The sequence below is a fragment of the Luteimonas sp. AC640a genome, from assembly GCF_979256585.1.
The window spans coordinates 232,026-244,951 of sequence record NZ_CEEDOV010000018.1; the positions used below are offsets into that span (position 1 = coordinate 232,026).

The 12,926-nt window shown below is 67.0% G+C and carries 11 protein-coding genes and 1 tRNA gene; 4 read left to right on the forward strand and 8 right to left on the reverse strand.

Annotation, left to right across the window (positions count from 1 at the left end; all coding sequences use genetic code 11):
- Positions 1–76 precede the first annotated feature (76 nt).
- Positions 77–2,065 (forward strand): acetyl-CoA hydrolase/transferase C-terminal domain-containing protein, encoded by a 1,989-nt coding sequence (locus ACZ9YD_RS14550; RefSeq protein WP_465075979.1) that lies wholly within the window; start codon positions 77–79, stop codon positions 2,063–2,065.
- Positions 2,066–2,129: 64 nt separating this feature from the next.
- The gene (locus ACZ9YD_RS14555) at positions 2,130–2,447 is read left to right on the forward strand and encodes a BolA family protein (RefSeq protein ID WP_465075980.1); all 318 of its coding nucleotides are present in this window, start codon (positions 2,130–2,132) and stop codon (positions 2,445–2,447) included.
- Positions 2,448–2,636: 189 nt separating this feature from the next.
- On the opposite strand, the gene tkt is transcribed toward ACZ9YD_RS14555, so the two are convergent.
- Entirely contained in the window at positions 2,637–4,625 is a 1,989-nt protein-coding gene (gene tkt / locus ACZ9YD_RS14560) for a transketolase (protein ID WP_465075981.1), read from the reverse strand.
- 88 nt (positions 4,626–4,713) lie between these two features.
- Positions 4,714–6,042, reverse strand: a complete 1,329-nt coding sequence (locus tag ACZ9YD_RS14565; protein ID WP_465075982.1) for a dicarboxylate/amino acid:cation symporter — start codon at positions 6,040–6,042, stop codon at positions 4,714–4,716.
- Positions 6,043–6,131: 89 nt separating this feature from the next.
- Between ACZ9YD_RS14565 and recQ the strand changes: the two genes are divergently transcribed.
- Entirely contained in the window at positions 6,132–7,964 is a 1,833-nt protein-coding gene (gene recQ, locus ACZ9YD_RS14570) for a DNA helicase RecQ (RefSeq protein ID WP_465075983.1), read from the forward strand.
- A gap of 196 nt (positions 7,965–8,160) precedes the next feature.
- Positions 8,161–8,400 (forward strand): hypothetical protein, encoded by a 240-nt coding sequence (locus ACZ9YD_RS14575; protein WP_465075984.1) that lies wholly within the window; start codon positions 8,161–8,163, stop codon positions 8,398–8,400.
- 42 nt (positions 8,401–8,442) lie between these two features.
- On the opposite strand, the gene ACZ9YD_RS14580 is transcribed toward ACZ9YD_RS14575, so the two are convergent.
- The 6 genes from ACZ9YD_RS14580 to tolB form a co-directional block, all read right to left on the reverse strand.
- Positions 8,443–8,518, reverse strand: a tRNA-Lys gene (locus tag ACZ9YD_RS14580).
- Positions 8,519–8,590: 72 nt separating this feature from the next.
- The gene (gene queC / locus ACZ9YD_RS14585; RefSeq protein ID WP_465075986.1) at positions 8,591–9,268 is read right to left on the reverse strand and encodes a 7-cyano-7-deazaguanine synthase QueC; all 678 of its coding nucleotides are present in this window, start codon (positions 9,266–9,268) and stop codon (positions 8,591–8,593) included.
- A 74-nt stretch (positions 9,269–9,342) separates the two neighbouring features.
- Positions 9,343–10,023 (reverse strand): 7-carboxy-7-deazaguanine synthase QueE, encoded by a 681-nt coding sequence (queE, locus tag ACZ9YD_RS14590; RefSeq protein ID WP_465075987.1) that lies wholly within the window; start codon positions 10,021–10,023, stop codon positions 9,343–9,345.
- Between the two features lie 3 nt (positions 10,024–10,026).
- Positions 10,027–10,845, reverse strand: a complete 819-nt coding sequence (gene ybgF, locus ACZ9YD_RS14595; protein WP_465076054.1) for a tol-pal system protein YbgF — start codon at positions 10,843–10,845, stop codon at positions 10,027–10,029.
- An 8-nt stretch (positions 10,846–10,853) separates the two neighbouring features.
- Positions 10,854–11,366: a peptidoglycan-associated lipoprotein Pal gene (gene pal / locus ACZ9YD_RS14600; RefSeq protein WP_465075988.1), complete on the reverse strand. Its 513-nt coding sequence runs from the start codon at positions 11,364–11,366 to the stop codon at positions 10,854–10,856.
- Between the two features lie 65 nt (positions 11,367–11,431).
- A complete protein-coding gene (gene tolB, locus ACZ9YD_RS14605; RefSeq protein WP_465075989.1) occupies positions 11,432–12,754 on the reverse strand; it encodes a Tol-Pal system beta propeller repeat protein TolB in 1,323 nt (440 codons plus the stop codon).
- Positions 12,755–12,926: the final 172 nt, after the last annotated feature.

Below are 12,926 nucleotides of genomic sequence, written 5' to 3' on the forward strand. Positions count from 1 at the left end.
GCGGCTCAAGCACGATGTTGAGACAGCCGACGCCCAGGCGGCCGCCTATTCACGTGCGCCTGCGTATCCTCACGCCATGACCGCCTACGTCGACTCCATCGAAGACGCCGTCAGCCGCATCCATGCGCATGTCGACGGTGCCCTCCACATCGGTGCGCCGCTCGGCATCGGCAAGCCGCACCGCCTGCTCAATGCGTTGTTCGATGCCGCGATTGCAGATCCCGCGCGACCGTTCACGGTCTACACCGCGCTCTCGCTGGATCCGCCCAAAGGCGGGGACGATCTGGAAGGCCGTTTCATCGGCCCGTTCGCGAAGCGGCATTTCGGCGAGGACTTCGTGCATCTGAAGTATGTGGATGCGCTGCGCCGCAACGCGCTGCCGCCGCATGTCGAGGTCGAAGAGTTCTACATGCAGTCCGGCGCGATGCTGGGCTCATCGCAGGCGCAGCGCCGCTACGCGAGCCTCAACTACACGCACGTGGCACGCGCGCTCGCCGACCGCGGCGTCAACGTGCTGGTGCAGAAGGTCGCGGCGAATGACGACGGCACGCGCTTCTCGCTGTCGTCCAACACCGACCTGACCTTCGACGCGATCGATGCGCTCGTCAAAGCCGGTCATCCGCGCCCGCTGGTCGTCGGCGAAGTCGATCCTGCGCTGCCCTGGCTCGACGGCACCGCAGCGGTGGATGCCGCGTTCTTCGATGTCGTGATCGCGCCGCCACCGCCCTACCCGCGTCTGTTCGGCCTGCCGCGCCAGCCGGTGTCGGATGCCGATTATGCGATCGGTTTCTACGCCAGCACGCTGGTGCGCGACGGCGGCACGCTGCAGATCGGCATCGGCGCGCTCGCCGATGCGCTGTGCCATGCACTGGCGCTGCGCCACACCGACAACGCCGCGTATCGGCGCGTGCTGCATGCGCTCGATCCCGATCTCGCCACGCATCGCACGGTGCAGGCCGTCGGTGGACTTGATCCTTTCGAGGTCGGCCTCTACGGCTGCAGCGAGATGATCAACGAGGGCTTCAAACGCCTGGTCGAAGTGGGCGTGATCAAGCGTCGTGTCGTCGACAAGGCCAGCCTGATGCGGCGCGTCAACGACGGCACCGCGAGCGCACTGGATCTCGATCTGATCGAGCGCAACGGCGAGTTCCTGCACGGCGCCTTCTATCTCGGCTCGCCGGACTTCTACGCCTGGTTGCGCGGACTCGACGACGAGACCCGTCGCGGCATCGGCATGAAGCGCGTCGGCGAGGTCAACGAGCTCTACGGTCTCGACGAAGGTCTGGAACGTTTGCAGCGACGCGATGCGCGCTTCTTCAACAGCTGCATGATGGCGACCGCGCTCGGCGCGGCGGTGTCGGATGGACTGGAGGATGGTCGCGTGGTGTCCGGCGTCGGCGGCCAGTACAACTTCGTCGCGATGGGTCACGCGCTGCCCGACGCGCGCTCGGTGCTGCTGCTGCGCGCCGCGCGCGATGCCGGTGGCGGCCGCGAGGCCAACATCCGCTGGAACTACGGCCACACGACGATTCCGCGGCATCTGCGCGACGTCTACATCACCGAATACGGCATCGCCGACATCCGCGGCGCGACCGACGAGGACTGCACACGCGCGATGGTGCGGATTGCCGAGGCGCCGCATCAGGCGGGACTCGTGACGCGTGCGCAGGCGGCCGGCAAACTCGATGCGCGCTTTGTCGTACCCGAGCCCTGGCAGCGCAACACGCCGGACACGCTGCGCAAATCCCTGGCACCGCTCCGCGCCGACGGCAGCCTGCCCGACTATCCGCTAGGCAGCGATTTCGATGTCGTCGAACAGCGCCTGCTGCGTGCGCTGGCCTGGCTGCGCACGCAGACCGCGACGCGACGCGGCAAGCTCGCGACGATATTCGAAGCGCTGCGCGAGGGGATCGGTGACGACACGCCGGCGCTCGCACGCATGCAGCTGCAGGCGCCCAGCGGCCTCAACGAGCACCTGATGGCGCGTCTGGTGTCGCTGGGACTTAGACGCACTGAGCGTCCCAGTGCGCCCCAGGATGTGATCGCACCGACGTCCGCTGCCTGAGGTCGAGTTGCGAAATCGCAGCGCGCCTCCATCTCGTTCGACGACATCCCTGCAGGACCCGACCATGACCACCCGCGCCGACCAGCTTCGCGACGTCCTCGCCGCATTGCAGCCCACGCATCTCGATGTCGAGGACGAAAGCCACATGCACAGCCGCGGGCTGGAAACGCATTACAAGGCAGTCGTGGTCAGCGCGGCGTTTGAAGGCAAGCGTGCGCTGCAGCGGCACCAGGCGGTGTATCGCGCGCTCGGCCCGCAGATGCAGCAGATCCACGCGCTGGCGCTGCATACGTTCACGCCCGAGGAATGGGCGGCCGAAGTGCAGGTGCCCGATTCGCCGCATTGCCGGGGCGGGAGCAAGCACGACACGCCCAAGGCCTGACATCCTCTGTAGGAGCGCGCTCGCGCGCGAACGGGCATTTGCAGGAGTGCCAATCGCGCGCAAGCGCGCTCCTACATGGGCTATCGGCTCGAGACGCGCATGGGCAAGCGTTCGCGGGCTCACACCGGCCACGAAAAAGCCCGCATCTGCGGGCTTTTTCTTGACACCTTCAACGGTCGTGCAGAACGATCAAAGCGCCTTCGCCGCCTCGACGATCTTCTCGACCGTGATGCCGAAGTGCTGGAACAGCTTGTCGGCCGGGGCCGAGGCGCCGAAGGTGTCGATGCCGATCACGGCGCCGTCGAGACCGACGTAGGCGCGCCAGAACGGGGTGACGCCGGCTTCGATCGCGACACGCTTGCGCACGGCGTTCGGCAGCACCGATTCGCGATACGCCGCGTCCTGACGGTCGAACACGTCGGTCGAGGGCATCGACACCACGCGCACCGTGTCGCCCAGCTGCTCGGCGGCCTGGGTGGCGAGGCCGATCTCCGAACCGGTCGCGATCAGGATGATCTCGGGCGCGCCGACCGAATCCTTCAGCACGTAGCCGCCGCGCGCGATGTCAGCGACCTGCGCGGCGTCGCGTGCCTGGTGCGGCAGATTCTGGCGCGAGAAGATCAGGCAGCTCGGGCCGTCCTGGCGCGTGATCGCCGACTTCCACGCCACCGCCGATTCGACCGCGTCGCACGGGCGCCACACGTCGTTGTTCGGGATGTAGCGCAGGCTCGCGAGATGCTCGACCGGCTGATGCGTCGGGCCGTCTTCGCCCAGACCGATCGAATCATGCGTGTAGACATGGATCGCGTGCGCCGGAATCAGCGCGCTCATGCGCACCGCGTTGCGTGCGTAGTCGCTGAAGACCAGGAACGTCGCGTCGAACGGGATGAAGCCGCCGTGCAGCGCCAAACCGTTCGCGATCGCGCTCATGCCGAACTCGCGCACGCCGTAATAGACGTAGTTCGCGTTGGCATCGGTGCTGGCTGCGGACGTGCTGCCCTTCCACAGGGTTAGGTTGGAATGCGCCAGGTCGGCCGAGCCGCCGATGATTTCCGGCAGCAGCGGCGCGAACGCTTCGATCGCCATCTGCGAGGCCTTGCGCGAGGCGATCGTCGGGCCGTCGCTCTGCAGCTTGGCGATGAAGGCATCGGCCGCTTCGACGAAGCCGTCCGGCAGGTCGCCGTGCGAGCGGCGCACGAGTTCGGCGGCGAGATCCGGGTACTTCGCCTGGTAGGCGTCGAACTGCTGGTTCCATTCCGACTCGCGCACCTGGCCGGCTTCGACCGCGCGCCAGCCGTCGCGCAGCGCCTGCGGCACGTCGAACGGACCGTGGTTCCAGCCGAGCGCGGCGCGCGTGGCGTCGGACTCGTCCTTGCCCAGCGGCGCGCCGTGCGAGGACTCCTTGCCGGCGCGGTTGGGAGAGCCGAAGCCGATCGTCGTGCGGCAGCACACCAGCACCGGCTTGTCGTCTTCGGCGGTGGCGGCTTTGATCGCACGCGAGATCGCGTCGGCATCATGGCCGTCGACGTCGCGGATCACACGCCAGCCGTAGGCCTCGAAACGCGCCGGAGTGTCGTCGGTGAACCAGCCTTCGGTGTTGCCGTCGATCGAGATGCGGTTGTCATCCCAGAACGCGACCAGCTTGCCCAGGCCCAGCGTGCCGGCGAGCGACGCGGCCTCGTGCGAGATGCCTTCCATCAGGCAACCGTCGCCCATGAACACCCAGGTGCGGTGGTCGACGACGGCGAATTCGGGGCGGTTGAAGTGCTGCGCGAGCAGGCGTTCGGCAAGCGCGAAGCCGACGGCGTTCGCGAAGCCCTGGCCCAGCGGACCGGTGGTGGTCTCGACGCCGGGCGTCTCGTGGCGCTCCGGGTGACCGGCGGTCTTGCTGTGCAACTGACGGAAGTTCTTCAGCTCTTCCAGCGGCAGGTCGTAACCCGACAGGTGCAGCAGCGCGTAATGCAGCATCGAGCCGTGGCCGTTCGACAGCACGAAGCGGTCGCGGTTGAACCACTGCGGGTTCGCCGGGTTGTGGCTGAGGTGGTCGTTCCACAGCACTTCGGCGATGTCCGCCATGCCCATCGGCATGCCGGGATGGCCGGACTTGGCGGCATCGACGGCGTCGATGGCGAGGAAACGGATGGCGTTGGCGAGTTCGCGACGGGTCTGCTGGGTCATGGACTGGACTGGAGGCGGCTGCGAGGACGGGAGCCGACGATTGTCCCACGCCCGCCGGATCGTTGCCGGGCGGGCGCGTCTCGCGCGGTCAGCCGCGGCTGTCGACCGGTACTGCCGTGGCGTCGGTTCCGTCCCGGCTCTCGTACTGCAGCTCGCTGCGGCCGATGACGACAGAGCCGGCCATGTCGCCGCCGATATTGACGACGGTGCGGCACATGTCGAGCAGGCGGTCGACGCCCAGGATCAGGCCGATGCCTTCGGGCGGAATACCGAACATCACCAGGATCATCGCGATGACCGGCAACGACCCGCCCGGCACGCCGGCCGCGCCGATCGAGCCGAAGATGCACAGCACCAGGATCATGACCTGCTGCCCCATGCTCAGGTCCACACCGAAGAACTGCGCCAGGAACAGCACCGTGATGCCTTCGAACAGCGCTGTTCCGTTCATGTTGGCGGTCGCGCCGAGGGTGCACACGAAGCGCGCCACCCGGCGCGGCACACCGAGGTTCTCCTCGGTGACCTTCAGCGTGGTCGGCAGCGTCGCGCTGGATGACGAGGTCGAGAATGCAGTCAGCAATGCCGGCTGCGCGCCGCGGAAGAACGCCAGCGGGCCCATGCCGCCGAACACCCGCAGCAGAATCGGAATGACGATGAAGAAATGCACGCCCAGCGCCAGCAGCACGGTGCCGACGAAGCGCGCCAGCTGGATCAGCACGTCGACACCGAGCTTGGCGGTGATCGAAAACAGCAGCGCGGCCACCGCGTAGGGCGCCAGCGCGATCACCCAGCCGATCAGCTTCAGGCAGATGTCATACACGCCCTGCACTGCGGAAACGAAGCTGCGCGTGCCGTCGCTGCGGATCACCGTCGCGGCGATACCGAACATCAGCGAGAAGAACATCACCGCAATCAGGTCGCCCTCGGCGGCGGCCGCCACCGGATTGCGCGGCACGATGTTGAGCAGCACCTGCAGACCCGACACGCCCTCGCGCGCGGTAGCAATCTCGCCGGCGCGCTGCGAGGTGTCTGCCAGCAACTGCTGGCCGATCTCCGGCGACAGGCCAAGACCGGGCTGCAGCACGTTCACCGCGATCAGGCCGATGACCACGGCGACGGATGTCACCGCAAGGATCCACACCAGGGTCTTGATGCCGATGCGACCCAGCGACGCGGGGTCGCCGATCTCGACCACGCCCAGGATCAGCGCAGAGAACACCAGCGGCATCACCAGCATGAACAACAAGCGCAAAAAGATCTGACCGACGGGATCGGTCACGTAGGTGATCAGAACGTCGAGCCAGCCCGCTTCGCCGATATAGAGATTGGCGGCGATGCCGGCCACGGTCCCGAGCACGAAGCCGATCAGCATCTTGGTGTGCAGCGGCATGCCGTTGGCGCCGGTGGTCGAGGTCATGCGCGGGTCCTGCGGGAAGATCGGGCAGCTTAACAAACACGGACTCCGCGGCCCCCCGGCGCACTGGCCGCAGCCGGTATCCTTGTGCGATGTCTTCGTCTTCAGATGCCGGCGCGCTCAAGGTTCTGCAGCGCGTGTTCGGCCATGCCGCATTCCGTGGCGAACAATCCGCGATCGTCGCCCACGTGGCCGCCGGCCACGATGCCCTGGTGCTGATGCCCACTGGCGGCGGCAAGTCGATGTGTTTCCAGGTGCCCGCGCTGCTGCGCGACGGCGTGGCGATCGTGGTGTCACCGCTCATCGCGTTGATGCAGGACCAGGTGGACGCGTTGCTGCAGTCTGGCGTGCGCGCGGCGTTCCTCAACTCCACGCTCGATGGCGAGACCGCGCAGCGCGTGGAGCGCGAACTGCTGGCCGGTGAACTCGACCTGCTCTACGTCGCGCCCGAGCGCCTGCTCACACCCCGCTTCCTGTCACTGCTCGACCGTGCCCCGCTCGCGCTGTTCGCGATCGACGAGGCGCACTGCGTGTCGCAGTGGGGCCACGATTTCCGCCGCGAATACCGCGAGCTGACGATCCTGCACGAGCGCTGGCCGCACGTGCCGCGCATCGCGCTGACCGCGACCGCCGATCCGCCGACCCAGCGCGAGATCGCCGAGCGCCTGCAGCTGGAGGACGCGCGCCGCTTCGTCAGTTCCTTCGACCGGCCCAACATCCGCTACACCGTGGTGCAGAAGGACAACGCCAAGCGTCAGCTGCTCGACTTCGTGCAGGGACATCGCGGCGAAGCCGGCATCGTCTACTGCCTGTCGCGGCGCAAGGTCGAGGAAACCGCCGAGTACCTCGCCGGCCAGGGCATCGACGCGATTCCGTATCACGCCGGCATGGACGCGGACCTGCGCGCGGCCAACCAGCGGCGCTTCCTGCGCAGCGACGGCGTGGTGGTGGTCGCGACGATCGCGTTCGGCATGGGCATCGACAAGCCGGACGTGCGCTTCGTCGCGCACACCGACCTGCCGAAATCGATCGAGGGCTACTACCAGGAAACCGGCCGCGGCGGCCGAGACGGCGAGCCCGCCGATGCGTGGATGTGCTACGGCCTCGGCGATCTGGTGCTGCTGCGGCAGATGATCGAACAGTCCGATTCCGGCGACGAACGCAAGCGCCTGGAACACCGCAAGCTCGATTCACTGGTCGGCTACTGCGAGACGATGCGCTGCCGCCGTCAGGTGCTGCTGGCGAACTTCGGCGAGGACTACGCGGCCAAGGGCGCGGGCCAGCCCTGCGGCAATTGCGACAACTGCCTCGACCCGCCAGCCGCGTGGGATGCCACCGTGCCCGCACAGAAGGCGCTGAGCTGCGTCTACCGCAGCGGCCAGCGCTTCGGCGCCGCGCACATCATCGACATCCTGCGCGGCAGCGAAAGCGAGCGCATCCGCCAGTTCGGCCACAACCAGCTCAGCACCTATGGCGTCGGCACCGACGTCGATGCGCGCGTGTGGAAGAGCGTGCTGCGCCAGCTGGTCGCGCAGGGTCTGCTCGACGTCGACGCCGAAGGCTATGGCGGCCTGCGCCTGACCGAAGCCAGCCGCGGCGTGCTCAAGGGCGAGACGCAGGTGATGCTGCGCAAGCCGACCAACACGAAGGAACGCGCACGGACCACGCGCGCCGCGACCGGCGCCGACATCGATCTGGCACCGGCCGACCGCCCACTGTTCGAGTCACTGCGTGCATTGCGCGGACGCCTGGCGCGCGAACAGAATGTGCCCGCCTACGTGATCTTCCACGACGCCACGCTGCGCGAGATCGCACGCCTGCGCCCGATCAGCCACGGCCAGCTCGGCGGCATCGGCGGCGTCGGCGCCGGCAAGCTGGAACGCTACGGCGACGCCGTTCTGGAAACGGTGCTGGACGCGGATTGAGCGGACAGACATCGAGAAGCTGACCGAGGCCCAAGCTGACGACGTCAGCATCCGCACTCAGCCCCGCAAAGGCAGCCGCGCCAACGACGTCTGCAGTAACTCGCGCTTGCGCGCCGGGTGAGACGCAGCCACGGCCTACCGCCGCGGCATCATCGAGCGCATCACCCGCATCACACCGCTGCAGGCAGAAGACCGCATGGTCATCCTCGCCCAGCACCGCGAGCCGGTTACCAGCTCGGGCCTGAATACCGCCTGGCGGCGCTTCATCAAGCTGGCGATCGAGGAAGAAATCATCACCTCCGACCAGCGCTTCGGCCTCCACGACCGGAAGCGCAAGGGTGGCACCGATACGCCCGGCACGTTCGCCGACAAGCAACAGACGCTCGGCCTGACCGAACAGATGCCGCGAAATTGCGGGCTGCGATTACAGAGATGATTACGGAGTCGCGCATCGAGAGGCGCTAAGCCTTTGTAGAGCTGGTGGGTCGTGATGGATTCGAACCATCGACCAGCGGATTAAAAGTCCGATGCTCTACCGACTGAGCTAACGACCCGGAAGACTGTCGCCGGCAGCAGTGGCCGGCGCAGGGGGCGCATTCTAGCGCAATGTGGGCGGCGCGTCGGCCTCAGGCCGTCGTGTTCGCGTAATGCGTCGGATCGGGCACGCCCGCTGCGTCGAATCCGTCGGCGCGCAGGCGGCACGCGTCGCAGTGACCGCAGGCCAGACCCTGTGCATCGGCGTTGTAGCAGGACACGGTCAGGCCGAAGTCGACGCCGAGGCGCACGCCTTCGCGCACGATGTCACCCTTGCCCATGCGCTGCAGCGGGGCGTGCACGCGGATGCCGGCGCCTTCGACGCCCGCCTTGGTCGCGAGGTTGGCCAGACGTTCGAATGCCTCGACGAATTCGGGACGGCAGTCGGGATAGCCGGAATAGTCGACCGCGTTGACGCCACAGAAAATGTCGGCCGCGCCGAGCACTTCGGCCCATCCGAGGGCGAGCGACAGCATGATGGTGTTGCGCGCCGGCACGTAAGTCACCGGAATGCCTGCGCCGCCCGCTTCCGGCACGTCGATGTCGTCGGTGAGTGCCGAGCCGCCAATGCTGCGCAAGTCGACGTCGACGGTCTTGTGCACGGTGACGCCCATCGCCGTGGCGACGCGCGCAGCGGCATCGAGTTCGGATGTGTGGCGCTGGCCGTAGCGCACGCTCAGCGCATGCACATCGAAGCCCTGTTCCTGGGCGATGGCGATGACGGCGGCGGAGTCCATGCCTCCGGACAACAGGACGACGGCTTTTTTCATGGGCAATCTGAATGTGGAACGGAAATTCGGATGTCGCGTGACAGGCTAACGCAGCCTTCGGTCAGGCGCGCGGCTCAACGCCCGGGCGCGTCGTCCCACAGCAGCTTGTGCAGCTGCATCTGGAACTTCACCGGCAGGCGGTCGGCGACGATCCAGTCGGCCAGTTCGCGGCCGGTGATCTCGCCCTTGCTCGGCGAGAACAGCACGTCGCAGCGATGCGGCAGACCCTTGGTCAACACGATGTCGCGCGCCCACTCGTAATCGGCGCGCGAGCACACGACGAACTTGATCTGGTCGTGTGCGGTCAGCAGCGGGAGATTGTCCCAGCGATTGCGATGCGCTTCGTTGGAGGCCGGTGTCTTGATGTCGAGAACGCGACTCACGCGCGCATCGACTTCGCTGATGTCCAGCGCGCCGGAGGTTTCCAGCGAGACCTGGTAGCCGGCATCACACAAGCGCTGCAGCAGGCCGATACAGCGCTTCTGCGCTAGCGGCTCGCCGCCGGTCACGCAGACGTGGCGGACGCCATGTTTCGCGACCTCAGCCAGGATGTCGTCGATCGTCCACCAGTTGCCGCCGTGGAACGCGTACGCGGTGTCGCAGTAGGTGCAGCGCAGGGGGCAGCCGGTCAGACGGACGAACACCGTCGGCCATCCGGCGTCGCGGGCTTCGCCCTGCAACGACAGAAAGACTTCGGTGAGCTTGAGCCGGTCGGCCGCGGACGCGGCGACCGCATCGGGCGCGACAGCGGTCATGGATCAGCGCAGGCGCGAGAGCTGGATCGCGCGGAGCCGGTCGGCGGCGGTGCGTGCCGCGTCGGTGCCGGGATACTGCTTGCCGACATCGGCGAGCGTCGTCTCTGCGCCGTCGAGGTCCTTCAGGCCGTACTGCGACAGGCCGACCTTGAGCATCGCACCCGGCGCCTTGTCACTCTGCGGATAACGCTGCAGCAGCGACAGAAACTGCTCCTGGGCCAATGCATAATTCTGGGTGACGTAATAGCTTTCGCCGAGCCAGTACAACGCGTTCGGCGCGTAGCTGCCCTGCGGATGCTGCTGCAGGAAACCCTGGAACAGCGTGGCAGATTCGTCGTAACGCGCATTCTTCAATGCATCGAACGCCTGCTCATACGCGGCGCGTTCGTCTGCGGGTGCTGCCTGGGGCGCAGCGGGCGCATTGCCCGTCGCAGATCCGCGCGCGGCCTGCGCATTCGTGTCTGCCGCGGGTGCCGGCGTCGCAGCGCCGGCTGAATCCGGCAACTCCAGACCACCACCTCCGCCACCCTGTCCGCTCTCGAGCCGGTTGAGCCGGCCGTCGATGTCGAGATACTGGTTGCGGTTGCTGGACTTGAGCTGCTCGTTCTGTTGCTGGAGCTCTTCGACCTGCGAGCGCAGCGACACGACCTCCTGCCGCAGCTGATTGAGCTGGTTGAGCAGATCGACGTTCGCGCTGGTATCGCCTGCACGCGCTTCAAGCGAAGCCACGCGGTCCGCGAGGCTCGCCCGTTGTGCCCACGCGGGCGCGGCGACCACGAGGGTCGCCGCGAACGCGACTGGGAGCACCAGCCAATGACGCATCGAACGCATCAACGAGCCGTGTAGATGATCTCGACGCGACGATTGCGGGCCCAGCAATCTTCGTTCGAGTCATTGCAGACCGGACGCTCTTCGCCGTAGCTCACGACGGCAAGCTGGGCAGCCGAACCACCGTTCGCCTGGAGCGCCGAGGACACGCCATTGCCACGACGCTCGCCCAGACCCTGGTTGTACTCGCGGCTGCCGCGCTCGTCGGCGTGGCCTTCCAGCGAGATGCGCGAAGCGCTGCGGTCACGCAGGTACTTGGCGTGGCAGGCCATCACGGCCTGGAACTCGGGACGCAGGTTGTCCTGATCCAGGTCGAAGTAGACGACGCGCTGACGCAGACATGCGTCGCTGTCGAGGTCGGCCGGAGTGTAGGCGCCGGCAGTCGGGCCGGTCGGCGCAACGGTGCCGGTTGACGGACCGGTATCGACCGGTGCCTCTTCCTTGACCTTCTTGGAACATGCGACAGCGGCGGTGCAGAGCATCGCGGCCAGCATCAAACGGGTGGTCATCTTCATCTCGTCGGTCCTTGGTTTTCTATGGCAACAGGGCAATTGTTATTGTTCGGGACGTGCAGGCAGCGTCAGCGCTGTTCCCGGTACGGACCCCATGCCGGCTCGCGCACATCGCCATCGGCGAGGACGAGGCGCTGACGCACACGGCCATCCGAGGACACCGAGTACAGCACACCCCTGCGCCCCTCACGCGCCGCGTACAGGACCATGCCGGCGTTCGGGGCAAAGCTCGGCGATTCGTCGAGCGACCCTGGCGACAGCGTAGACCAGCGGGGCGACCCCAGGCTGCGATCCAGCAGTGCAATACGGTACACGTTGCCCGAACCTTGCGCTACGACGATTTTCTTGCCATCGAAGGACACCGACGGGTCGGCGTTGTAGCTGCCCTCGAAGGTCACGCGGGTGGCGCTGCCACCAGACACCGGTGCTTGGTAGACCTGGGGGCGTCCACCGCGGTCGGAGATGAAATAGAGGCTGCCACCATCGGCCGCCCACGAGGGCGAGGTGTCGATGGCGAAGTGGTTGGTGACCTGGGTCAACGCCTTGCTGCCGAGATCCATCACATAGATCTCGGGGTTGCCGCTGCGCGAGAGCGACAGCGCCAGACGACGACCGTCCGGCGAGAATGCCGGCGCACCGTTGATCCCGCGGAAGCTCGAGACCAGCTCGCGACCACCGCTGGTGATGTCCTGGATGTAGATCGCCGAATTGCCGCTCTCGAAGCTGACGTAGGCAACGCGGCGACCGTCCGGGCTCCAGGTCGGCGACATCAGCGGCTCGTTGGAGCGCACCACCGTTTGCGGGCTGTGGCCGTCGGAGTCGGCGACGATCAGGGCGTAGCGGGCGCTCTGACCGACACCGGTCTGGGTGATGTAGGCGATCCGGGTCCAGAACGCGCCACGCACGCCGGTGATCTTCTCGTAGATCGCGTCGGCCATCTGGTGGGCGACATCACGCATCGCATTGGGCCGCGCGGTCATCGCCAGGCCGAGCACGCGCTCCTGCTTGGCGACGTCGAACAGCTCGTACTCGACCCGGTAGCTACCGCCACCGGCGTCGACGACGCGGCCCACAACCAGAAAATCCTGACGCAGCGCGCGCCAGGTCGGGTACTGGACCTCGCTGCCGCGGGTCGGACGCTCGACGATGTCGCGCTCGGGCAGCGAACGGAACTGGCCGGAACGGTCAAGGTCGGCGCGCACGACGGCGGCCACATCGGTATCGGGCGCGGCACCGCTGCCCTGGTAGGGCATCGGCACGACCGCGATCGGCATCGCCTGGGCGCTGCCGCCGGTGATGTCGATCTCGAGGCCCTGCTGCTGCGCACTGGCGAGCATGGGCAGGCCGAGTGCGAACAGAGCCAACAGGCAACGGATCAGAATGGGTTTCATCGGCTTACCGGTTTGAAGAGAGTTAACCCGGGCAGCTTGGCCGCTGGACCGGGGGACAGGATGAATACCAGCGCAATCATGGGACTGCGAAGGTGAACGGGATGGTGAGGGTCTGCGAGAAACCCGGCTCGAACCGGGCATCCGGCAGCGGCGCGGCTAACCGCCCGGAGCA